This window comes from Bacillus clarus, from assembly GCF_000746925.1.
GTDB lineage: Bacteria > Bacillota > Bacilli > Bacillales > Bacillaceae_G > Bacillus_A > Bacillus_A clarus.
The window spans coordinates 71,797-95,116 of sequence record NZ_JMQC01000008.1 but is presented as its reverse complement, the minus strand read 5'-3'; the positions used below and the strand labels follow the sequence as shown (position 1 = coordinate 95,116).

Sequence of the window (23,320 nt, the reverse complement as noted above, 5' to 3'; positions counted from 1 at the left end):
TTTTTTATGTGTAAATAAAAGGAGGAATATGGGGAATGGGAACAAAACAAGTAACGGAACATCGAAAAACAATTACAGAAAGTATAGAAAGAAATAAAGAAAAATACATACAAACAAGTCACGACATTCATGCAAATCCTGAAATTGGTAATCAAGAATTTTATGCATCGAGAACGTTAAGCTTATTGTTAGGAAGTGCTGGCTTTCAATTGCAACATAATATAGCAGGACATGAAACGGGCTTTATTGCACGGAAGAGTTCAGGGAAACAAGGACCGACAATTGCCTTTTTAGCAGAGTATGATGCTTTGCCTGGATTAGGTCATGCGTGTGGTCATAACTTAATTGGAACGATTAGTGTTGCGGCAGCAATCGCATTATCAGAGACGCTTGAAGAAATCGGCGGTGAAGTTGTTGTATTTGGAACACCGGCCGAAGAAGGGGGACCAAATGGAAGTGCGAAATCTAGTTATGTGAAAGCTGGTTTATTTAAAAATATTGATGCGGCGCTTATGATTCATCCGAGTGGAAAAACGGCAACGACAAGTCCTTCACTAGCAGTCGATCCACTTGATTTTCACTTTTACGGAAAAACAGCTCATGCAGCTGCTTCACCAGAAGAAGGAATTAACGCATTAGATGCGATTATCCAGCTGTATAACAGTATTAATGCGCTTCGCCAACAACTTCCATCAGATGTGAAAATTCATGGAGTTATTACAGAAGGAGGAAAAGCACCTAACATTATTCCTGATTACGCAGCAGCACGGTTCTTTATTCGAGCTGCAACTCGAAAAAGATGTGCCGAAGTAACTGAAAAGGTAAGAAATATTGCCAAAGGAGCCGCATTAGCAACAGGCGCAACAGTGAAAATCAATCAATTCCAAAATGAAATTGATGAATTGTTAGTAACAAAAACATTCAATGATGTAGTTGCTGAAGAATTAGAACAACTTGGTGAAGACGTAAACCGCAAAGAAAGACTCGGCATCGGCTCAACTGACGCAGGAAACGTCAGTCAAGTCGTACCGACAATTCATCCATATATCAAAATAGGACCGGATAATTTAATTGCACATACGAATGAATTTAGAGAAGCAGCGCGGTCAGAATTTGGAGACAAAGCGTTAATTACATCAGCGAAAGCATTAGCGAATACAGCGTATCGATTAATTATGGAAGAAGGGCTATTAGAGAGAATTAAGGAGGAGTTTAAAGAGGAACAGAGAAATCAGTGATGGGTAAATAAAAAAACATCGATTCGCTTATTATTAAAATAAGCGAATCGATGTTTTTTTGAGGAGTGAGATACAATCCTTGAACTACCCGCCACTTAGCTACGCTTGAAGTGGGGGATCCGTACGAGCACTAGCATATCCGCCAGTTATTTTAGTTGTAATTCCGCAATGAGGCCAATTGGTTGGATAATAACGGAAGAGAGGATTGGATATAATTTTACAAACTAGGAAAAATTGTGAATATTTCTATTTTAAGAGACGGGCTATTTCAAGAAGTATTCTGATGGTAATGTGTTACAATAGTTATTAAGGGTGAGTCTAGCATATAAAATCGTGTAGTAATGAAAAGAGAAAAAAGTTTGAAACGAGGAAATTAAATGAGTAAAATTAGCAAGCGAAAGCCCAATAAACTAAAAATTGTTGTACGAGCATTAATGATTATTATTGGTGCATTTATAACAGCATATGGACTAGAAGCGATATTAATCCCAAACAACGTATCAGATGGTGGTGTGACAGGTTTAAGTATCGTTAGTTCAAAACTATTTGGATTACCATTAGGACTTCTAATTGCAATCATTAACATACCCTTCGTTTGGTTAGGATATAAGCAAATTGGTAAAAGTTTTGCTATATATTCGGTTATCGGTATTGCTTCACTAGCAATCGGAACGATCCTTATGCACAACGTACCAACTATTATTGAAGGTGATACATTGTTAATTACCGTTGTTGGGGGGATTATTATCGGTTTTGGTATGGGGTTAGCACTTCGTAATGGTGGCGCATTAGATGGAATTGATATGTTAGCTGTATTACTATCTCGAAAGTTACCTTTCGGGACAAGTGATCTTATCTTATTCTTAAACATGTTTGTTTTTATTTTTGTTTCAACAGTATTTGGTCTTCAAGGGGCCATTCTTTCGGCAATTGCTTACTTTATTGCCTCTAAAGTAATACATATCGTTGAAGTAGGTTTAAGTGGTTCTAAAACCTTTAAAATTATTACGAAAGAACCTGAATTAATGGTAGAAACAATTCGAGACCGCTTAGGTAGAAGCGCAACTTATAATGAAGTTTACGGCGGTTATTCAAGGGAACAGTTTAAAGAAATCACGTGTGTTATTAACCGTTTGGAAGAAAGTAAAATGAAAGAACTTATTCATGAAATTGATGAAAACGCCTTTGTTGCGGTATATGACGTAGCAGAAGTAAAAGGCGGTAATTTCAAAAAGCATGATATTCATTAATTACAACATAGAAAATTTTAAAATAGGCTCACAAAAAATCACCTTTTAGTTTAACTAAAAGGTGATTTTTTGTATTGGATAATACCAGCTTGTTTCATATTTTCTATATGCAATATAATTAAAATATTAATACTTGTTAATAAATTAGAGGGATAAGGATGAGAGAATGGTTATAGAAGAACTTCAACGGTTAAAAAATAGAAGTTGTTTAGGATGTTTAGTATGGTCGGTATCTTTATGTTTTTTGTTCCTGTTACAATAAACGGAACTTCATCGATTATGATAGACCATATTGTATCTTGGATAAGAGCGACGGTTCCATCTGCTGTCCATATTATGCTGTATTCGTTATGACAATTGGTGCAATTTATCCGTTTTACACAAGGAAATGGAATGCATCCATTGTAGATGCTTGTTTTTCTATTTTAAAAGTAGTAGGCCTTGTATTTGGTATATTATACTGTTTTAAACTTGGGCCAGATTGGTTTTTTGCACCAGATGTTGGACCGTTTTTGTATGAGAAGTTAGTTATATCGGTAAGTTTACTCGTTCCGATTGGTTCGGCATTTTTAGCGTTATTAGTCGGATATGGATTACTAGAATTTATCGGTACTTTTTGTAGACCAATTATGAGACCGTTATGGAAAACGCCAGGCCGATCAGCAATCGATGCGGTTGCGTCCTTTGTCGGGAGCTATTCTTTATCCTTATTAATAACGAACCGCGTTTATAAAGAAGGAAAGTATACGACAAAAGAAGCGGCAATTATTGCGATAGGTTTTTCAACGGTATCGGCAACATTTATGATTATCATCGCGAAAACATTAAATATTATGCACCTATGGAATTTATATTTTTGGACTACGCTTATCGTAACATGTATTGTAACCGCTATCACTGTAAGAATCCCGCCACTTCGAACAAAACCAGATACATATATTACGAAAGAAGGATTCCCAGAGCCAGTTTATAAGGAGAAAATGTTAGAACGCGCTTGGGAAGATGCGTTAGACGTATCAAAATCTGCACCAAGTGTAATGAAAAATATCGCAATGAATTTAAAAGATGGATGTATAATGACGATGGGGATTTTGCCATCTATTATGTCAGTTGGCTTAATTGGTATCGTATTAGCGAAGTATACGCCAATATTTGATTGGGTTAGTTATATTTTTTATCCGTTTACGTGGTTGCTTCAGCTTCCAGAAGCGGAACTAGCCGCTAAAGCGGCATCAGTTGGTATTGCTGAAATGTTTTTGCCATCTTTACTAGTTGTAAGTGCACCACTTGTTACAAAGTTTGTGATTGCAGTTGTTTTTGTATCGTCTATTTTGTTTTTCTCAGCGTCTATCCCATGCATTTTATCTACGGATATTCCGTTAAAAGTATCTGAACTTATTATTTTATATGTAGAGAGAACGATTTTAACGTTACTTATTATTACACCAATTGCGTATATGTTGCTTTAAAAATCGTGAAAGTTTCGCTATATACTGAAAGGGATTATAAGGACAGTTCGTTATTGAATATAACTTTCTGAATGTATACCATTTTCAGAGGGAATATTCAGAAAATGGTATAATAATAACTAATCCATAAAGTAATTGTTTTTTGTAAATGGTTTAATTATGTTCTAAAATAATTTTAGATGATTTTTTCACAAAGAATTTATGGAGAGATTATATTCGACAAGGAATTCGTATGTTTGGTCCTAAGGAAGAACTGATGAATAAAATTGTATGAAATTAAGTGATGGTAAAGTGGAAGGAAATAAGGAGCTCGCTTTATATAAAAGCGTGTTTCTAAATATTTTAATTTACTATATGACAATAAATTGAAATATTCATTTGTATGATATAGTTACAATAAAGGGGGGCTTATTGATGGAAATGATTCATGAAAGAGCAAAGTTACGGTTAATGGATAGCGATGATGTAGAAAAATTATTTTCAATCGTGGAAGGAAATAGAGAAATTTGGGCGTATTTAATTTCTAAAATGGACATTGTTCAAGATATGCAGCAATATGTTCAAAAAGCAATAAAGGGTTATGGGGTAGGTGCTCAATTACCTTTTGTTGTAGTAGATCAAAAGAAGAATGAAATTGTAGGAAGTACACGCTTATATAATATTTCGATAGCAGATAAGACAGTTGAGTTAGGACAAACGTGGTACAATCCAGGTGTGCAACGTACGAGTATAAATACAGAGTGTAAGTATATGCTCCTTGAGTATGCTTTTGAAAAGTTGCATATGCTGAGGGTGCAAATTAAAACGGATGCAAGAAATGAAAAAGCTCAAAGGGCAATTGAAAGGCTAGGCGCAACAAAAGAGGGAGTGCTTCGAAACGAACGAAGATTGCCAAACGGATATGTTAGAGATGCCGTTGTGTACAGTATTATTGCAAGTGAATGGCCAGTTGTGAAAGAACAGCTATTGGGAAAGTTAGAGTCATATAAAGAAAAGCTGTAAAAAGTATAAGGAAAAGGTATATTTTCGTAGAATACGAAAAATATGCCTTTTTTCTTACAAAATGATTACTTCTTTTATTTACTTTTGTTTCATCATTCCCTTCTGCGAAAAAATTCGTTACAATGGAGTTGCATGGTAATAAGATTTGTGATGACACAAATAAAATATGAACCGCAAACAAAAAATGAATTGACAATCCTCAATTTAAATGAAAACCCTTTAATACACAGATGATTAGTAGAGTTCCTTCTTTTAAATAAATTCAAATAAAATGATTTGATATATATATGTTTTATAGAAGTATGGATGATGTGCGGAGGCTATTATAAATGAAACAAAATAAGAAAAGTAAAAAGAGAAGAATCTGGCAAGTATTCTTGCTTATGATTAGTTCTATTATTCTATTTGTAAGCTACGCAGCTTATGATATTTGGAGTTACCGTTTTAAAACAGATGAGGTCGATACGGATGCTGCGATCGTACTTGGGGCAGCTTCATGGAACGGGAAACCCTCTCCTGTATTTCGTGAGAGAATTAATCATGCGATTTCTTTGTATAAGAATGGAAAGATTAAAAAGATTATTTTTACAGGTGGTACAAAATTTGAAGCTGAGCTTGAAGAAGCACGCACAGCAAAAGCCTATGCATTAAAGCATGACGTAAAAGATGAAGATATTTTAATTGAGACACAGTCCCGTTTTACAGAAGATAATTTAAAGAACGCAAAGCAAGTTGGAATGGAAAATGGCCTACGTACATATACAATCGTGAGTGACCCACTCCATATGAAACGAGCAATGCGAATCGCGAAACATATTAATATGGAGGCATATGCATCGCCAACTCCAACATCAGCATATAAAACATTAGATACGGAAATTCCATTTTTCTTTAAAGAATTATGTTCTTATATTGGTTACGTTACGTCTTTACCATTACGAGCGTTGAAAGGCGATTAATGTAAGGAAAGTCCTAGAGTCATATAGGAACTTTTCTTGTTGATCAAAAATATTGTATTTTTATCGGAATAGTGAAACAATAGAGTGGAAACTTCATATAATTTATATTGAGAAAACGAATGGTTTATACAAGCTTATTTTACTTGATTCGATAACTGGATATAAAGGAGATCATATTATGGCACTCTCATTTGTGGAAACAGAAGAACAATCTTTAATAATTAAGCAAATACAAAAGCTAATTCCGAAGTTTATGGAAAGGGAAAACCAATTAAGTGAGCTAGGGTCTTTTCCATTTGAAAATATCAATGATTTAAAAGATATAGGGTATACAAAATTAACGTTGCCAAAAGATTTTGGTGGTAATGAGATTTCTTTATATGATTTTGTTTTATATCAGGAGAAAATTGCAGAAGGAGATGGGGCTACGGCTCTATCAATCGGATGGCATCTTGGTATTGTAAAAGAGCTAGCTGAAAATCGGTCTTGGAGCAAAGAAATGTTCACCTGGTTTTGTAAGGAAGTAAATAAGGGAGCCCTTTTTAACCGAGCGGCGACAGAGCCGAAAACAGGAAGTCCGTCTCGTGGGGGGAAACCAGAGACATCGGCTGTTAAAAAAGGTGATAAGTGGATAATAAATGGAAGAAAAACTTTTACAACGATGGCGCCAATGCTCGATTATTTCATTATTTCAGCAAGTATTGAAGATCGAGAGGAAATAGGAGAGTTTGTAATTCCGAGGGATATACAAGGTGTTTCAATTGAGGAAACATGGGATAGTGTAGCTATGCGGGGGACTGCTAGTCATGATCTTGTATTACAAAATGTAGAAATTCCGGATCGATATTTTACTGATTTAAAGGGTTCAAAAGCTAAGCCGAAAGGGATTGGCTGGGTGCTTCATATACCAGCGTGTTATTTAGGAATTGCACAATCGTCGAGAAATTATACAATTCAGTTTGCGGAATCATATCAACCGAATAGTTTGAAACACCCTATTAGCTTATTACCTAATGTTAGAAGATTAGTAGGGGAACTAGAACTTGAGCTAATGCAAGCTCGTATATTTTTATATCAAATTGCGAAAAAATACGACGAGGCAGAGGATAAGCAGTCATTACAAGCTGAATTATCAGCTGCGAAATATGTTGTAACGAACGCGGCAATATCAATTGTAGACAAATCGATGCGAGTTGTAGGAGCGAAAAGTTTATCAGAAAAGAATCCGTTACATCGTTATTATTTAAATGTGAGGGCTGGCTTACACAATCCGCCAATGGATGATGTAACCATTTCATTATTAGCGGATGCGGCGTTTCAATCATAAAAATTGAATGATAAATAATAAAAGGACCTGAAATAAAAGGTCCTTTTATTATTTATTGTTAAAATCTTTCTTTTCTATTCTCTTTTTTATGTTTTATATGAGAAAGCTAGGTTTCTTATTTCTACTGCTGTATAATGAGAAAAAAGTACGAAAAGAGGTAGTCTAATCATGCTAGAGGTTATTGCAACGTGTTTAGAAGATGTGAAGCGAATTGAAGAAGCGGGTGGAAATCGAATTGAGCTTATTTCAGCTTATACAGAAGGTGGATTAACACCAAGCTATGCATTTATAAAAAAAGCGGTGAAAACAGTAAATATACCAATTCACGTTATGATTCGACCACATGCTAAGTCGTTTGTATATACAGAAGAAGAAATTGAAATGATGAAAGAAGAAATTGAAATTGCTCAAAAACTTGGAGCTGCAGGCGTAGTTTTAGGTGTGTTAAATGAAAAAAATGAAATTGATGAAGAAAAATTAACGGATTTACTATCTGTTGTAGCTGGAATAAATGTAACATTCCACCGTGCTATAGATGACGTAGAGAATCCAGTTGAAGCAGTGGAATTGTTAAGAAAATTTGATAAGGTTACTCATATTTTAACGTCTGGTGGACAAGGGAACATAGTAGAAAATGTTCCTGTGTTAGTAGAAATGCAAAGAGAAACGAAAGGGAATATGCAGCTTGTTGTCGGAAGTGGAGTAACGAAATCGAATATAGAGAAATTATTGAATGAGACAGGAATTACACAAGCCCATGTAGGTACTGCTGTCAGAGAAGATAAATCTTGTTTTGCTGAAATTGATCAAACATTAGTACAAGATTTAGTAGATAAAATAAGGTAGTTATCATGTTAGAGAAGAGGGGAAACAATGGAGAAAAATACGAAAAAAGAATTGATTTCATGGATTAAAACGATAGGTATTACACTTGGGATTGTCTTTATTGTTCGAGGGGTTTTATTTACGCCTTCATTAGTACAAGGTGAATCGATGATGCCAACCTTAGAAAATAATGAACGTGTTCTTGTTAATAAAATTGGTTATAGTTTAAACGGATTAGATCGCTTTGACGTTATCGTCTTCCACGGAAAAGAAGGGTATGATTTAGTAAAACGAGTAATTGGTTTACCAGGTGATACAGTTGAGTATAAAAATGACGTTTTATACGTAAATGGAAAAGCGATGGAGGAGCCTTATTTAAAAGAGTTTAAAGAAAAGACATCATCAGGCAGTATGTTAACTCCTGACTTTACATTAGAACAAAAGACGGGAAAAACAAAAGTTCCAGAAGGACAAGTATTTGTTTTAGGGGATAATCGCGCGGTTTCAAAAGATAGCCGTATGTTCGGTTTTATTTCAGAAGATGAAATTGTCGGAAAAGGACAAGCTGTTTTTTGGCCATTGCAACAGGTAAGGGCATTATAAAATAATGAAAAAGTATGGAAGGAAGAGTCCTCCATACTTTTTTTTATTTGCTTAAAAATATTGATAGAATTTAAAGAATATTTTATAATTTTAAATTATATGTTTGTTTCGGAAAATGGAATTTAAGTTCCGTTTTTCGGAACTTAGGGGTGTTTTTATGAATATAAATAAAACGGCAGTGAAGACAATGGACATTTTGGAGTTGTTTTATGAGTATGAAGAGTTAAGTTTAACGGAAATGGTTCAGCTTACAAATATGCCGAAAACATCCGTTTATCGTTTAATTGGTTCACTAGAAGAAATGGGATTTTTGCAAAAAACAATAAAAGGTAAGTATCGTCTTGGCTTTGTATTTTTGCGATTTGGCCAACTCGTTTCACAAAGGATATCAGTAAGAAAAATTGCAATTCCGTATATGAGGGAGCTTAGAAATAATTTAGGACAAGCAGTAAATTTAATTGTTCAAGATGGAAATGATGCGATTTATATTGAAAAAATGGAAGGTATACAGCCGGTGCGAATATATACAGCGATTGGAAAAAGGGCTCCGTTATATGCTGGTGCATGTCCTCGGATTTTGCTTTCTTATTTTTCAGAGGAAGAAAAAATGAAGTATGTAGAAGAGGTGAATTTAAAATCGTTTGCGGATGGGACGATCGTAAATAAAGAGCATCTGTTAGAAATAATACAAATGGCAAAACAAGATGGATATACAATTAGTTATTCTGAATTAGAAAATCATACAGCGGCAATAGCGGCACCTATTTTCGGGAGCGATGGCAACATTTTAGCTGGTATTAGTATTTCAGGACTCGCAATTGAGTATAACGAAGAAAGTATGCCGTATTTTATTTCCAAGGTAAAGGAAACGGCATATCGAATTTCAAAAGAGCTCGGCTTTATGGAATAGAAAGGGGGAGTAGAATGAAATTTTCTGCGCTAGGGGATCAAGCTGTTGTTGTTACGTTTGGTGAAAGTATTCAAATGGATATATACGAAAATGTACAACAATTATTTCAGTCGTTAAAACAAAACCCTTTTTCAGGCATGATTGAATGCGTGCCATCATTTACTTCATTAACTGTTTATTATGATTTATATACATTATGGAAGAGATATGAAAGAAATATAGTACCGTATGATTATATATGTGAATACATAAGTAAGTTATATTCTTCCGAGAAGAATGAGCTAAAAAAGCAATTTAATCATATTACGATACCAGTTTGTTACGGGGGAGAATATGGACCGGATTTAGAAGAAGTTGCTTCCTATCATAAATTACAAGCAGAGGATGTCATTCGTATTCATAGCGAAACGACTTATTTTGTTTATATGCTAGGATTTACACCAGGGTTTCCTTATTTGGGAGGACTCTCTAAAGAGTTAGAAACACCAAGGAAACAAACACCGCGTTTACAAATAGCACCTGGTTCAGTAGGAATTGGCGGAAGTCAAACAGGTATATATCCACTTGAAACACCAGGTGGCTGGAATATTATTGGGAGGACTCCGATTTCTTTATTTCATCCAGAAGCAGAATCACCTACATATATCCAAAGTGGAATGTATTTACGTTTTACCCCAATAACGGAGAAAGAGTATGTAACCTTAGAGGGGGATAAAAAATGAATGTAGAGATTTTACATGCAGGGATGTTTACAACTATTCAAGACTTAGGACGATATCAGTATCAACAATATGGTGTGCCTGTTAGTGGTGCTATGGATAGGGTAGCCCTGAGAATAATTAATATGCTAGTCGGTAATGAAGAGGATGAGGCAGGATTAGAGATTACAATAATGGGGCCGAAAATGTTGATTAAGAAGACGACGCTATTAGCGATTGGTGGAGCAAACATAGAGCCGTTGCTAAATGGAGAGCCGATTCCGTTATGGCGACCAGTTTTAGCGGAGGAAGGCAGTATGCTTTGTTTTGGAAAGTTACAATTTGGATGTAGGGCGTACGTTACATTTGCAGGTGGGATTGATATTGCTAGTAGCATGGGGAGTAAAAGTACATATGTACGTGCGGCTATTGGCGGGATTGAGGGAAGGATGCTCAGAAAAGGGGATCGTTTTGGAATTGGTACACCGTCAAAATTTGCAAATCATGTAATAAATCATTTAATAGAGGATAACAGAGTAAAAACAAAGTGGGCAATATGTCATCATGTTTTGCCGAAGTATAATCGTCACCCAGTACTTCGTGTCATTACTGACTTCGAATCGGATCAATTTACGGAAGCAAGCTTACAATCGTTTTTTACAAAAGAGTATAAAGTGTCTAGTTATGCTGATCGAATGGGATATAGGTTAGAAGGAGAAGTTTTAAAGAGAATGGAAGAGAGGGAGATTTTATCAAGCTCAGTTACATGTGGAACGATTCAAGTACCAAGTGGAGGTCATCCTATTATTTTAATGGCCGATAGGCAAACGACAGGTGGGTATCCTAGAATTGGAAATGTTATTTCAGTAGATTTACCGATTCTTGCCCAATTAAAGCCCGGGGACTATGTTGCTTTTGAAAAAATTTCGATAGAAGAAGCTGGGAAGTTGTACATAGAGCAGGAAGAAAACATGAATCTATTAAAGCGATTTATCGCTTTGCGAAGCTAGAATAGGAGGAATGTATAGTGATTACAATCGATCTAAATTGTGATTTGGGAGAAGGTTTTGGAGCTTATCAAATCGGGAACGATGATGAAATTCTTCCGTTCGTTTCATCTGCAAATATTGCATGTGGTTTTCATGCGGGTGATCCAACGGTTATGCGTCAAACAGTTGAAAAAGCATTGCGACATAATGTAGCGATAGGTGCTCATCCTGGTTTTCCTGATTTAATTGGGTTTGGAAGAAGGATAATGCGTGTTTCACCAAATGAAGTATACGATTATGTTTTATATCAAATTGGGGCATTAGCTGGATTTGTAAAAGCTGCTGGAGGGAATATGCATCATGTAAAACCACACGGTGCCCTTTATAATATGGCAGCTACTGATCCTGAAATTGCAGATGCGATTGCTAAGGCGATTTATCATATCAATCCGGAGTTATTACTGTATGGATTAGCGAATAGTCGTGCCTTTCAAGAAGCAGCTCAAAAATATGAATTAACTCTCGTCCAAGAAGCATTTGCTGATCGTACGTATCAGGCAGATGGAACATTAACAAGTCGTACAGAAGAAAATGCGCTGATTAAAAGTGAAGAGAAAGCAATTGAGCAAGTACTTCAAATGGTACAAGAAGATCGGGTGCATGCAGTTGATGGAAGTGATGTTACAATTCATGCACAAACGATTTGTTTACACGGTGATGGGGAGAATGCAGTACAATTTGCGGAGAGAATACACAGAACATTCAGTCTTAATGGTATTTCTATATGTGCACCAAAATAGGATAAAGGGGGAAGGATATAGATGGTGAAATTAATTGGGATATTACTTGTAGCTATTGGTTTTTTATTTCGTCTAAATACACTTTTAGTTGTTATGGTTGCAGGGGTCGTTACGGGTTTAGTTTCAGGACTAAGTTTTTATGATGTCATTAGCATGTTCGGTAAATTTTTCATAGAAAATAGATATATGTCTATGCCAATATTATTAACTTTACCTGTAATAGGTATATTAGAGCGGTATGGATTGAAGGAGAGAGCAGAGGCACTTATAACGAAATCAAAAGGGGCAACAACTGGAAGAGTATTAATGTCATATTTTACAATACGTGAAGCGTCAGCAGCACTGGGACTTAATATTGGTGGACATGCACAAACAGTGAGACCTCTCGTAGCACCAATGGCAGAAGGTGCTGCACATGGGCGCTATGGAAAACTTCCTGAAAAGTTGAAAGAGAAAATTAAAGCCAATGCTGCCGCAGCTGAAAACACTGCTTGGTTTTTTGGCGAAGATATATTCATAGCGACAGGTGCGATTTTATTAATGAAGGGATTTTTTGATTCAGTTGGCATGCATGTTGGTGTTTGGGATATGGCGCTTTGGGGCATTCCAACAGCAATATCTGCTTTTATAGTAAGTTGGATTAAATTTAGAAGGTTTGATAAACATATCGCAGCTGTTATGAAAAAAGAAGAACAACAAGATAAGGAGGCGATGTAGAATGAATCTTATTACAATGGATACGATTTATTATATATTAGGTATAATTGTAGCGTTTGTTGCAATCCGTATTGCCTTTGATCGTGAGCATCCGAATCGATTTGGTTCAAGTTTATTTTGGGCATTATTTGCAATTACATTTTTATTTGGAAATATGATACCTCCATTTTATGTAGGGTGTATTGTAATTATAATGGTAATGTTAGCATCATTAAATAAAGTGACAAAGTCGAATGAGAAAGAAGCACCTGCAGAAGAACGTGTGAAACATGCAGAGAAATTAAGAAATAAAATCTTTATGCCAGCTATTTTAATACCTATTTTCACAATTATCGGTACGTTAACGTTAGGGAAAATAAAGTGGGGAAATGTATCTCTTGTAGATTCTGATAAAGTGACGCTAATTGCTTTAGCGTTAGGTGCATTGCTAGCTTTCGTAGCGGCATTACGTATAACGAAGGCGAAAATAACAACTCCTGTACAAGAAGGTAGCAGATTATTGCAAGCTGTAGGATGGGCAGTTATTTTACCACAAATGTTAGCAGCACTTGGCGGTATTTTTGCAAAATCGGGAGTAGGACAAGTTGTTTCTGATTTAGTAGGGCAAGTGTTACCGACAGAGTACCCATTCGTTGCTGTAATGGCGTATTGCTTAGGTATGATGCTATTTACAGTAGTAATGGGGAATGCATTTGCTGCTTTTGCGGTTATTACAGGTGGAATTGGTTTACCTCTTATTGTACAAATGCACGGCGGAAATCCAGCGATTATGGCAGCTCTTGGCATGTTTGCCGGCTATTGTGGAACATTGATTACACCGATGGCTGCAAACTTTAATATTGTGCCAGCAATGCTTTTAGAATTGAAAGATAAAAATGCCGTAATTAAGGCGCAGGCACCGATTGCTATTACAATTTTCTTGATTAACATGTTTATTATGTATGGCCTCGTATATCGTTTTTAGTTAGGAGTGAGGAAAGGTGAAAAAAGTATTAATAACAGGATTTGAGCCTTTTGGAGGAGAGAGCATTAATCCAGCTTGGGAAGTTGCAAAGAATTTGAATGAGAAAACAGTTGGAGAGTTCAAGATTGTGAGTAAACAAGTTCCAACGGTATTTCATAAATCAATAGAAGTAGTACAAACATATATAGAAAAAGTTGAACCTGAAATCATTATCTGTATTGGACAAGCTGGAGGACGCGCGGATATTACAGTTGAGCGCGTAGCAATTAATGTTGATGATGCAAGAATTGCTGATAATGAAGGAAATCAGCCGGTTGACATACCTATTGTAGTTGAAGGGCCAGCTGCTTATTGGTCTACCCTTCCTATGAAAGCGATCGTAAAGAAACTTCGTGAAGAGGGGATACCAGCTTCTGTTTCACAAACTGCAGGTACTTTCGTTTGTAATCATTTATTCTATGGACTTATGCATGAATTAGAGAAGCAGGAAAAGAGAATACGAGGTGGTTTTGTGCATATTCCGTTTCTACCAGAGCAAGCTAGTAATTATCCTGGCCAGCCAAGTATGTCCCTTTCTACTATTACGAGCGCGATAGAATTGTTAGTTCACGTTACAACGGAGGTGCAAGTGGATATTGCCGAGTGCGGTGGGGCAACACATTAAGTAAATATACAACACCTTTTATGGACAACTGTTATAATAAAGGAAGAAATATACATAGAGGTGATGGTAGTGCAGCAATATGAGGAAGTGCGTTCAATTCTAGAACAAGCAAATAAAATTACAGTATTAACGGGCGCTGGTGCGAGCACGGAAAGTGGCATTCCAGATTTTCGTTCAGCTAATGGCTTATATGCTGATGCGAACGTAGAAATGTATTTATCAAGAGGGTACTATAATAGGAATCCTAAAGAATTTTGGAAACATTATAAGGAAATATTCCAAATAAATACGTTTCATCAATACAAGCCGAACAATGGACATCGCTTTTTAGCTGAGTTAGAAGAAAAAGGGAAAGATATCGCAGTATTAACACAAAACATTGATGGGTTACATCAATTAGGTGGTAGTAAGCATGTGATTGATTTACATGGAACACTTCAAACAGCACATTGTCCAAAATGCAAAGCGGGTTATGACTTACAATATATGATAGATCATGAAGTGCCACGATGTGAAAAATGTAATTTTATTTTGAATCCAGATGTGGTTTTATATGGAGATACTTTGCCGCAATATCAAAATGCGATGAAGCGTTTATATGAAACGGATGTATTGCTTGTTATGGGAACTTCATTAAAAGTACAGCCGGTCGCATCGTTCCCGGAAATCGCAAAAAGGGAAGTTGGGGCAACGACGATTTTAGTAAACGAAGAGTTAACGAGACAAGAATATAATTTTGATTACGTTTTTCAGCGGAAGATTGGTGAGTTTGTTAATAGTCTGGCGTAATGGTAGTTAAAAACTGAGGTGAATATCATTCACCTCAGTTTTTTTCATAGTAATGATTGTGAAAAATTACTTCATAAAAAGAAATGATATTTGTTTCATACATTTTAAGCATACGTTTTAGTTTTCAAAATAAAGGACGATCTTCTTGAAAATCAACATGTTTTAATTGTTTTGCTAGGGGAATAGTAATGAATAGGATATATATTTAAAAAAACTGAAAATTATATCTTTTCATTCTTTTTCGATTAATATACAATTCTATATATATCATAAAAATAGAATTGATACGAATTTATTTGTTTTTTTACATACGGTGAATTTTTTTATTTGTTGAATCAATTCAATAGAATGAAGTGAGGAGAGCGAAATGAAACAGAAAAAGGAGAAGAAAAAAAAGAAAAAAACTCATATTCCCTTTCGGTTAAATGTGCTATTTTTTATTGTATTTCTTCTGTTTTCAACCATTATTATTCAGTTAGGAAAAGTGCAGATCATTGATGGAGAAACGTATAGAAATGAAGTGAACAAGAAGGAAGATGTAACAGTGAGTACTCCTGTTCCTAGAGGGAAAATATTTGATCGAGAAGGAAAGGCGATTGTTGAAAATAAGCCATTAAGGACAGTTACATACACAAAGATGAATGGTGTAGATGGTAAAGAGATGTTAAAAATAGCGAGGGAATTAGCAAAGCTGATTGAAATGCCTCAAGAAGACATGGATAAGTTAACAGATACGGACAAAAAGGATTTTTGGATGCAATTAAATGCAAAGCGTGCAGCAGAAAAAGTAACAAAGGATGAGGAGAGTAAACTTAGGGAACAGAAAGTAGAGGGAAAAGAATTAGATAAAAAAGTAGAAAAATTAAGACGGGAAAGAATTACACAAGAAGAGCTGAATACACTTACAAAGGAAGATATAGAAGTACTAGCAATTAAAAGTAAAATGACTGCTGGATATAAAATGACGCCACAAATTATAAAAAAAGATGTGACTCCGAATGAATATGCAGTAATTAGTGAAAGATTAGTGGTTTTTCCAGGGGTAGATACGACTGTTGATTGGGAACGTGAATATCCGAATGATAAAATACTGCGTTCTGTACTCGGTAGTGTATCTAGTGCAAATGAAGGGCTGCCGAAAGAACAATTAAATTATTACTTAGTTCGTGATTACAATCGGAATGACCGGGTTGGTAAAAGTTATATTGAAAAACAATATGAAGATACATTACATGGAACGAAGGAACAATCTAAAAATATTACGGATAAAGAAGGAAATATTGTCCGAACTGAAAAGGTTAAAAAGGGAAAAAGTGGAAATAATTTAACGTTAACAGTTGATATGGATTTGCAGAAGAAGGTAGAAGAAAGCCTGGAAAAAAATTTAAAGGCGTTTCATCCTTCAGAACCGATGATGGATCGCGCTTTTGTCGTTATGATGAATCCGAAAAACGGTCAGATTTTATCAATTGCAGGTAAGAAGTTAGTAAATAAAGATGAGGAGCTTCAAATAGAAGATTATGCGCTTGGTACAATGACCAGCTCTTATGAGTTAGGCTCAACGGTTAAAGGGGCTACTTTATTAACTGGATATCAAACAGGTGCAATTAAACCGTATACACATTTTTTTGATGCACCAATGTTTTTTAAAGGAAGTCCTAAACCGAAGAAATCATGGAAAGACTTTGGAGATATTGATGATTTAAGGGCTTTACAAGTTTCATCTAATGTTTATATGTTTAATACTGCTTTAAAGATTGCGGGAATTGATTATGTACCAAATAACCCATTAGATATTAAACAAGAGGTATTTAATAAAATGCGTTATCATTTCATTCAATTTGGTTTAGGAGTGTCAACTGGTATTGATTTACCAAATGAATCCGCTGGGCAAAGAGGTAAAACCGATAATATACCTGGTTTTTTACTTGATTACGCTATTGGTCAATATGATACATATACGCCACTGCAGCTTGCCCAATATATTTCTACAATCGCAAATGGTGGCTATCGAATGAAGCCACAAATTGTACAGGAAATTAGGGAACAACCAAATAAGCCAGAAGATATTGGGAAAGTAATCCAGTCGATGGAACCGGTTATTTTAAACCGTGTTGATATGGATATTAGTTATATTAATCAAGTGAAAGAAGGGTTTAGAAGAGTGTTTCAAGAAGCAGATGGAACAGGGACTGGAACATTCAAAAATCTTCCGTATAAACCAGCTGGCAAGACTGGAACCGCAGAGACAGTTTATGGAGGCGAGAGTGATATTGGAAGAGATGAAAAAAATAATAGAAAAAAATGCTATAATTTAACTCTAGCTGGTTATGCACCATATGATGCTGATCCAGAGGTAGCTTTTTCTGTCGTTGTACCATGGGTAAATAATGATAAATCAGGAATTAACTCTGCAATTGGTAAAGAGATTTTGGATGCGTATTTTGAGTTGAAATCAAAGAGATTCAATGCAAATCCAGTTCCTGTAGAACAACCAAATAAGGCACAATAAAGATAACACCCCAATTGTATCTGTCACTGCACGGAACATAATCGTGCGGTGATAGATTGTTTAGATGAAAAGTGTGTTGGTGGAGGGAATATGTATGAAGCAAGAGATCAAGAAAGGATGGGAGAAAGTTTTATTATTCATATTTGTGATGGTAGTAGCCTTCTATTCTTTTACTTTATGTAAGGTTGAAGGGAAATCAATGCAACCAACTTTACATGAAGAAGATTATGTATTTGTAAATAAAGCAGCAGTACATTTTTCTAGCTTACAACACGGAGAAATCGTTATTATTAGGGAAGAGGATAATTCTAAGTACTATGTAAAACGAGTGATAGGGCTTCCTGGTGACAAAGTTAACATAACGAATGGCACTTTATATGTAAATGATAAAAAGCAAGATGAACCGTATATTAATAGAGATGTATTCAATGATACGGAAGCGTTTTATAATTTACAAACAACAAAGATTCCACCAAATAAATTATTTGTAATGGGAGATAATCGTGCGTATAGCAGGGATAGTCGGAATGGTTTAGGTTATATTGAGGAAGATAACATTATTGGAAAGGTGGAATTTGTCTATTATCCTTTTTCGAAAATGAAAATGTTAAACTAGTTTATATTGATGATTCGTTAAATATATTTTTTACAGTTTCTTCAAAAAGCCTTTCGGGTTAAATGATATGAAAAACTTATGCTTTGTTTCATCTATTATAAAATTATTATTTTTTGCTAAAAACTCATCCACAGCTTCCATTGGTCCTGGGCCCCAATCAGGAAGTAGAGGGTTTCCATTAACGCATGTATCTTCTACAATGATATAACTACCAGTAGTTACCATGGATTCATATAATTGCAATTCTTTATATACGTGTTCTTTACTATGGTCAGAATCGAGAATAACCAAAACAACATCTTCAGGTTTTCGTATGCTTGATATAGCTTGAACGGCCGTTGCTGAAATAGAAGAAGCTGTTAAATAGTTGATGCGATGATGTGATGGGCGATTTGGTTGAGGAGTAATATCGATAGTTAGAACTTGCCCTTTGCCTATTAAATCTAATATTGAAGCTAAATAAAGAGCGCTACCGCCCTTAAAAGTACCACATTCAATAATTAAATCAGGTTTTAATTCGTAAATAATTTCTTGATATAAGAAGAGGTCAGAGGGAAGTTTGCAGATAGGGACACCGAGCCAGTGTGTATCAGTTAACCAAACGAGACTGTCATAATATTGTTTTAAAAATTCGTTTTTAACGTTTTCGATTTTAAATTCCCCTTTCTAAAAAGGATTCTTTCGTTTGATGTAAGGAAGAAAGTAAAGTTCAATTCGTTTAGCTTAGCGGTTAGTACAAAAAAATGTGCATGAAATTTGTACTTTATAGTATGTGAGAGGTAAGAATAAGGACATAAAAATGAGCAAATTCTCTAATTAAGGAGTTTGCTCATTTTTATTAAATTTTATCTTTTTTTGAGTTCATCATTTATTATGGGTTGCTTTTATAATAAAGCGGTGTTGCTTTACATCAAAATACCCTTTTTGTAAGATAATTTGATGTATGCTATATAATTTCTCGTAATATTTTTCTATAGTGAAATCAGGAATTTGCCAAGGAATAGCTTTTAAGTAATAGACTAAAGCGCCGACATCATAAAACCGCTGAAGGGGGAATTCTTCTTTCGCTGTTAAAATGGTAAAACCGCTTTGGGATAAATCGTTACATGCTGTTTTTAACGTCCAGTTTGCAAGTTCAGGATTAAGTGATGCAGCAATATACTCATTGATTTCAGCACAATCAAGCCCCCCAACTTGCTGAGTAAGGAATACCCCCTTTGGAGAAAGGATTCTTTTCACTTCTGAAGCAGAATACGATTCATGCTGATTTATAATTAAATCAAATTGTTCAGCATGAAATGGAAAAGCTGCGTCATCGGTTACTTCTACAACTTTGATGCCTAAAGGTTCTAATTTCTTTCGTGCTATTGGAATATTTGGGGCATAACCTTCGGTTGCATACGTCATAGGCGGGAAGGGTTTTAACATAGATAAAAACTCGCCACCACCAGTACCCATATCTAGCATTTTTCTTGCATGTTGTATAAGTTGAAAGGCCATGCTACCGTATGACCAAGTTAATAAATCACTTTTCATGCGACCTGTTTCGGTAATAAAGGAAAAATCCCAACCGCTAAAGCTTGTATTTGCATTTTCTAATAGATTTAAAAATAATTTATCCTGTTTCATGTTATGTCCTCCTATTTCGTTAATGAATGCTATAGTAGAAAAAGAAAGCAGGAGGACCTCTAATTAAGGTGAAACGTTTTTACGTTTCATGTTCGAATGTGTTCATATAGATTTGCTCCTAATAAGAATGATTATTTATATATTCGGGAGTAATGAGTGGAAATCCTCTTTAATGATAGGAAAGGCAGTTGTTTCATGAGGAATTGGGTTCCGTTTTCCGATAAAGAGTACGACGAAATTTGGGACGAGGTATATAGTGATTTTGATTTTTCACCAAGTGTTTCTACATTCCTGGCATATAAGGTGCCAACTCCTTATATAACGTTTGATATTTCTAATTACTTCGGAGAATCGTTAGATTTGGATGTATATGATGATTTAGAAGAAAAAGTGTTACTTGTTATTAAAGAGAACACAATATATAATGGCACTTGATTGGCAACACGAATGTTATTGGGTAAATCCACATTTAAAGTTTGAAAGAGATGAATTTGGTGATTGGAGAATACCAATCTTTCCGAATGGAGATTACAATTTCTTTATTCAGAAGGATTTTAAGTGGGGGTATTTAGGACATCCTTGGGAAAAGAGTATAACGATATTTGGAAAAGAACTAATACATACCTTTGATCAATATAAGCCGAAAATGTTTCATAAGGTTTTAAGACAGGGATCCTCTTTAAATGAATCCCCTTATCGTTAGAGTTAAAATAAAAAATGCCTACACTTCAAAAAGGAAGTATAGGCACCTTTTATTTTTTAATGGACAATCCATACACCAACGTCTCGCTAGGAGTCGTAATGCTAAAACCAGTCGTCTTATAGTCAAGTTTTAAAGTATCACCAGTATAGTCTTTTGTGAATGTATCCATGTGTACAATAAGTTTTTCATCTTCATATACAACGTCATCTGGATTGTGTGTATCCTAAATTAAATCAACATCAACAAAAATACTACAAGAGTTTGTCATGGTTCCTCTAATACGAATAATCCTTTTGTCTGCATGTTCTAACCTTTGCAGAGCTGCTTTTGCTTCGTCAGTTATACGAATGTTCATGTAATCCCAACCTTTGTTTATATTTCTTATTCTATTATTACAAAAACATAAGAAATAGGGAAGTAAAGGGGATCACTAAGGCTTAATCAGTAAAGCTGGGACTGTAAATGTTTGAGGTGATATAAAAATAAAGCATTCCTTCATAATCTTTAAGTGTTTTTTCTAAGTTTTGTACTTCTTCTTTAAACACAAACCCGAGCTTTTCTAATACATGAATTGATTTTTTATTTTCTGGAAAGACTGAGGCTATTATAGATTCCACTCCAATTACGTCAAAAGCATATTGTAAAAGGGCAGATGTTGCCTCGGTTGCAAAACCTTTCCCCCATGAATTATGGGAGAGTGCGTAATATAGTTCTGTTGAAGTTGGTTCAAAATCTGATGGACCTAAACCGCAATAACCGATTACTTTTTGACTAGATTTTTCAATAATTGAAAGGTTAAATTTAGCGATATGGTTTATAGAATTTTTTTTATTCATGTCTATACTCCAGCGAATTATATCTTCAATTTCTTTGTAGGAGTATACAGGCTCCGGAATATAGCGGTGTACTTTATGATGTTTATGTAGTTCGTATATGGCAGGTGCATCTCTAAGCTGATAGGGACGAATGTGTAATCTTTCCGTTTCAATTTTTGCATTTACAAACATATTATACCTCCTGAATGTGAATTTTATCTATGAAATACAGCATTCGACATGAATCAAGCGTGTCCTCTCTAGAAGGACTTATAATGAAAAAACCAGCAAACATGGTTGTTTGCTGGCTTCACTTTATTTCAGTTCACATTTATCAAGTGGAATCACTTTTGTTTTCTTAGTAAATTTATAGCCTAACCAAAGTGCTAAGAATAGTGGTAAACCGATGTAAGAAACGAGTACACTGTTCCAATCGATTGATTCTCCCATAAATGCTCCGTAGTTTTGACCTAAAATAACGATAACACAAAGTGCGAATGCAAAGATTGGACCAAATGGGAACCATTTTGCTCTATACGGTAAATCGTTTAAATCTTTTCCTTGTGCAATATAAGCTTTACGGAAACGATAATGACTAATAGCGATTCCCACCCATGCGATAAATCCAGACATTCCTGATGCGTTTAATAACCAAACATACACAACACCGTCTCCGTATAAGGAAGCGATGAAAGCGATACTACCTACTACTGATGTTGCGATTAATGCGTTAACAGGTACGCCGCGGCTATCTAATTTACCTAAAAATTTCGGCGCTTTCCCTTGTCTTGCTAAATCCCATAGCATACGAGTTGATGCGTACATTCCAGAGTTACCAGCAGATAAAACTGCAGTTAAAATAACAGCGTTCATAACAGATGCAGCAAATGCAACACCCGCTTTTTCAAATACAAGTGTAAATGGACTTACTGTTACATCACTTGCTGCAAGGCTATCAGTCGTATAAGGAATTAATAAACCGATAACGAGAATTGCAAAGATATAGAATAATAGAATACGCCAAAAGATAGAACGAATTGCTTTCGGAATATTGCGCTCCGGATCAGCCGTTTCACCAGCAGCTACACCTAATAATTCAGTTCCTTGGAATGAGAAACCAGCAGCCATAAATACACCGATAATTGCCATAATCCCACCGTTAAATGGTGCATCTGCAACAGTGAAGTTTTTAAATCCGATAGGCTCGCCGCCCATAATACCAAAGATCATCATAAAACCAACAATTAAAAAGAGAATAACAGTAACTACTTTAATAAGTGCAAACCAATATTCTGATTCACCAAATCCTTTAACAGATAAATAATTTAAAAGAAACATAATGGCTAAACAAAGTCCACTCCAAATAAGAGAAGGGGTATTTGGAAACCAAAATTTCATAATTAATGTTACAGCTACAAGTTCAGCAGCAATTGTAATTGCCCAGTTATACCAATAATTCCAGCCAAGTGCAAAGCCAAGTGATGGGTCAACAAATTTTGTTGCATACGTGCTAAAAGATCCAGTAACAGGCATGTATGCTGCGAGTTCTGCTAAGCTTGTCATTAAAAAATAAACCATAATTCCAATTGCAGCGTATGCTACTAGAGCTCCACCAGGACCAGCTGTATGGATGACACCACCGCTAGCAAGAAATAGTCCGGTACCGATTGTACCACCGAGAGAAATCATCGTAAGGTGACGAGATTTTAATCCGCGTTTTAATTCACCTTGTCCTTGTTCAGTTTGCGTTTTAGAGGTAGCTTGATTCGTTGCGCTATTCATGTTCAACACTCCTTTTCTTGTAAGATAGGAAGGAGCGGGGGAGAAAAATACAAAAAACC

General features: G+C 35.4%; 21 protein-coding genes and 3 pseudogenes. 19 read left to right on the top strand and 5 right to left on the bottom strand.

The genetic code is table 11. The features are described from left to right. Nucleotides 1–35 precede the first annotated feature (35 nt). The 18 genes and pseudogenes from DJ93_RS01210 (at nt 36) to lepB (DJ93_RS01125) (ending at nt 18,332) form a co-directional block, all read left to right on the top strand. The gene (locus DJ93_RS01210) at nt 36–1,238 is read left to right on the top strand and encodes a M20 family metallopeptidase (RefSeq protein WP_042978825.1); all 1,203 of its coding nucleotides are present in this window, start codon (nt 36–38) and stop codon (nt 1,236–1,238) included. A 377-nt stretch (nt 1,239–1,615) separates the two neighbouring features. Continuing rightward, complete coding sequence (locus DJ93_RS01205; protein ID WP_042978824.1) at nt 1,616–2,488, top strand: YitT family protein; 873 nt, start codon at nt 1,616–1,618, stop codon at nt 2,486–2,488. A 213-nt stretch (nt 2,489–2,701) separates the two neighbouring features. Continuing rightward, nucleotides 2,702–3,957 (top strand): annotated as a pseudogene (locus DJ93_RS01200) (YjiH family protein). A 414-nt stretch (nt 3,958–4,371) separates the two neighbouring features. Further along, nucleotides 4,372–4,959 carry a GNAT family N-acetyltransferase gene (locus tag DJ93_RS01195; RefSeq protein ID WP_042978823.1) on the top strand — a complete coding sequence of 196 codons (588 nt, stop codon included), beginning with the start codon at nt 4,372–4,374 and terminating at the stop codon, nt 4,957–4,959. Between the two features lie 329 nt (nt 4,960–5,288). After that, entirely contained in the window at nt 5,289–5,918 is a 630-nt protein-coding gene (locus tag DJ93_RS01190; protein ID WP_042978822.1) for a YdcF family protein, read from the top strand. 178 nt (nt 5,919–6,096) lie between these two features. Further along, nucleotides 6,097–7,245 (top strand): acyl-CoA dehydrogenase family protein, encoded by a 1,149-nt coding sequence (locus DJ93_RS01185; RefSeq protein WP_042978821.1) that lies wholly within the window; start codon nt 6,097–6,099, stop codon nt 7,243–7,245. A 168-nt stretch (nt 7,246–7,413) separates the two neighbouring features. Next, nucleotides 7,414–8,091, top strand: a complete 678-nt coding sequence (locus DJ93_RS01180) for a copper homeostasis protein CutC (RefSeq protein ID WP_042978820.1) — start codon at nt 7,414–7,416, stop codon at nt 8,089–8,091. Between the two features lie 27 nt (nt 8,092–8,118). Further along, entirely contained in the window at nt 8,119–8,673 is a 555-nt protein-coding gene (gene lepB / locus DJ93_RS01175; protein ID WP_042978819.1) for a signal peptidase I, read from the top strand. Nucleotides 8,674–8,830: 157 nt separating this feature from the next. Continuing rightward, nucleotides 8,831–9,583, top strand: a complete 753-nt coding sequence (locus DJ93_RS01170; RefSeq protein WP_042978818.1) for an IclR family transcriptional regulator — start codon at nt 8,831–8,833, stop codon at nt 9,581–9,583. A gap of 14 nt (nt 9,584–9,597) precedes the next feature. After that, a complete protein-coding gene (gene pxpB / locus DJ93_RS01165) occupies nt 9,598–10,305 on the top strand; it encodes a 5-oxoprolinase subunit PxpB (RefSeq protein WP_042978817.1) in 708 nt (235 codons plus the stop codon). Then, complete coding sequence (locus DJ93_RS01160) at nt 10,302–11,291, top strand: 5-oxoprolinase subunit C family protein (protein ID WP_042978816.1); 990 nt, start codon at nt 10,302–10,304, stop codon at nt 11,289–11,291. Before pxpB ends, DJ93_RS01160 begins: the two co-directional genes overlap by 4 nt. A gap of 17 nt (nt 11,292–11,308) precedes the next feature. After that, nucleotides 11,309–12,070: a 5-oxoprolinase subunit PxpA gene (gene pxpA, locus DJ93_RS01155; RefSeq protein ID WP_042978815.1), complete on the top strand. Its 762-nt coding sequence runs from the start codon at nt 11,309–11,311 to the stop codon at nt 12,068–12,070. A gap of 21 nt (nt 12,071–12,091) precedes the next feature. Beyond that, entirely contained in the window at nt 12,092–12,787 is a 696-nt protein-coding gene (locus tag DJ93_RS01150) for a DUF969 domain-containing protein (protein WP_042978814.1), read from the top strand. Nucleotide 12,788: 1 nt separating this feature from the next. Then, nucleotides 12,789–13,751, top strand: coding sequence for a DUF979 domain-containing protein (locus tag DJ93_RS01145; RefSeq protein ID WP_042978813.1), 963 nt, complete (start codon nt 12,789–12,791; stop codon nt 13,749–13,751). Between the two features lie 16 nt (nt 13,752–13,767). Continuing rightward, nucleotides 13,768–14,415, top strand: a complete 648-nt coding sequence (pcp, locus tag DJ93_RS01140) for a pyroglutamyl-peptidase I (RefSeq protein ID WP_042978812.1) — start codon at nt 13,768–13,770, stop codon at nt 14,413–14,415. Between the two features lie 69 nt (nt 14,416–14,484). Further along, a complete protein-coding gene (locus DJ93_RS01135) occupies nt 14,485–15,204 on the top strand; it encodes an NAD-dependent protein deacylase (protein WP_042978811.1) in 720 nt (239 codons plus the stop codon). Nucleotides 15,205–15,571: 367 nt separating this feature from the next. Continuing rightward, the gene (locus DJ93_RS01130) at nt 15,572–17,716 is read left to right on the top strand and encodes a peptidoglycan D,D-transpeptidase FtsI family protein (protein ID WP_042978810.1); all 2,145 of its coding nucleotides are present in this window, start codon (nt 15,572–15,574) and stop codon (nt 17,714–17,716) included. Nucleotides 17,717–17,810: 94 nt separating this feature from the next. After that, nucleotides 17,811–18,332 carry a signal peptidase I gene (gene lepB, locus DJ93_RS01125; protein ID WP_042978809.1) on the top strand — a complete coding sequence of 174 codons (522 nt, stop codon included), beginning with the start codon at nt 17,811–17,813 and terminating at the stop codon, nt 18,330–18,332. Nucleotides 18,333–18,362: 30 nt separating this feature from the next. Here lepB (DJ93_RS01125) and DJ93_RS01120 read toward each other — a convergent pair whose 3' ends face one another. Continuing rightward, a complete protein-coding gene (locus tag DJ93_RS01120) occupies nt 18,363–18,983 on the bottom strand; it encodes a cephalosporin hydroxylase family protein (protein ID WP_080743300.1) in 621 nt (206 codons plus the stop codon). Between the two features lie 213 nt (nt 18,984–19,196). Further along, on the bottom strand, nt 19,197–19,961 hold the full coding sequence (locus tag DJ93_RS01115; protein ID WP_042978807.1) for a methyltransferase domain-containing protein: 765 nt from the start codon (nt 19,959–19,961) through the stop codon (nt 19,197–19,199). A 195-nt stretch (nt 19,962–20,156) separates the two neighbouring features. Here DJ93_RS01115 and DJ93_RS01110 point away from each other — a divergent pair. Then, nucleotides 20,157–20,664, top strand: a pseudogene (locus tag DJ93_RS01110) (DUF2716 domain-containing protein). A 49-nt stretch (nt 20,665–20,713) separates the two neighbouring features. Here DJ93_RS01110 and DJ93_RS01105 read toward each other — a convergent pair. From DJ93_RS01105 to DJ93_RS01095, 3 genes and pseudogenes are all read right to left on the bottom strand, one after another. Next, nucleotides 20,714–21,019 (bottom strand): annotated as a pseudogene (locus DJ93_RS01105) (iron-sulfur cluster biosynthesis family protein). Nucleotides 21,020–21,101: 82 nt separating this feature from the next. Beyond that, entirely contained in the window at nt 21,102–21,671 is a 570-nt protein-coding gene (locus DJ93_RS01100; protein ID WP_042978806.1) for a GNAT family N-acetyltransferase, read from the bottom strand. A 123-nt stretch (nt 21,672–21,794) separates the two neighbouring features. Next, nucleotides 21,795–23,261 carry an amino acid permease gene (locus DJ93_RS01095; RefSeq protein ID WP_042978805.1) on the bottom strand — a complete coding sequence of 489 codons (1,467 nt, stop codon included), beginning with the start codon at nt 23,259–23,261 and terminating at the stop codon, nt 21,795–21,797. Nucleotides 23,262–23,320: the final 59 nt, after the last annotated feature.

Excerpts from the sequence above, each read along its gene's own strand:
- DJ93_RS01195 (WP_042978823.1), top strand. The coding sequence starts at position 4,372 with ATGGAAATGATTCATGAAAGAGCAAAGTTACGGTTAATGGATAGCGAT.
- DJ93_RS01170 (WP_042978818.1), top strand. The coding sequence starts at position 8,831 with ATGAATATAAATAAAACGGCAGTGAAGACAATGGACATTTTGGAGTTG.
- DJ93_RS01210 (WP_042978825.1), top strand. The coding sequence starts at position 36 with ATGGGAACAAAACAAGTAACGGAACATCGAAAAACAATTACAGAAAGT.
- DJ93_RS01160 (WP_042978816.1), top strand. The coding sequence starts at position 10,302 with ATGAATGTAGAGATTTTACATGCAGGGATGTTTACAACTATTCAAGAC.
- DJ93_RS01115 (WP_042978807.1), bottom strand. The coding sequence starts at position 19,961 with ATGAAACAGGATAAATTATTTTTAAATCTATTAGAAAATGCAAATACA.
- DJ93_RS01145 (WP_042978813.1), top strand. The coding sequence starts at position 12,789 with ATGAATCTTATTACAATGGATACGATTTATTATATATTAGGTATAATT.
- DJ93_RS01130 (WP_042978810.1), top strand. The coding sequence starts at position 15,572 with ATGAAACAGAAAAAGGAGAAGAAAAAAAAGAAAAAAACTCATATTCCC.
- DJ93_RS01205 (WP_042978824.1), top strand. The coding sequence starts at position 1,616 with ATGAGTAAAATTAGCAAGCGAAAGCCCAATAAACTAAAAATTGTTGTA.
- DJ93_RS01190 (WP_042978822.1), top strand. The coding sequence starts at position 5,289 with ATGAAACAAAATAAGAAAAGTAAAAAGAGAAGAATCTGGCAAGTATTC.
- pxpB (WP_042978817.1), top strand. The coding sequence starts at position 9,598 with ATGAAATTTTCTGCGCTAGGGGATCAAGCTGTTGTTGTTACGTTTGGT.
- DJ93_RS01185 (WP_042978821.1), top strand. The coding sequence starts at position 6,097 with ATGGCACTCTCATTTGTGGAAACAGAAGAACAATCTTTAATAATTAAG.
- DJ93_RS01150 (WP_042978814.1), top strand. The coding sequence starts at position 12,092 with ATGGTGAAATTAATTGGGATATTACTTGTAGCTATTGGTTTTTTATTT.
- lepB (WP_042978819.1), top strand. The coding sequence starts at position 8,119 with ATGGAGAAAAATACGAAAAAAGAATTGATTTCATGGATTAAAACGATA.
- DJ93_RS01095 (WP_042978805.1), bottom strand. The coding sequence starts at position 23,261 with ATGAATAGCGCAACGAATCAAGCTACCTCTAAAACGCAAACTGAACAA.
- lepB (WP_042978809.1), top strand. The coding sequence starts at position 17,811 with ATGAAGCAAGAGATCAAGAAAGGATGGGAGAAAGTTTTATTATTCATA.
- DJ93_RS01180 (WP_042978820.1), top strand. The coding sequence starts at position 7,414 with ATGCTAGAGGTTATTGCAACGTGTTTAGAAGATGTGAAGCGAATTGAA.
- DJ93_RS01100 (WP_042978806.1), bottom strand. The coding sequence starts at position 21,671 with ATGTTTGTAAATGCAAAAATTGAAACGGAAAGATTACACATTCGTCCC.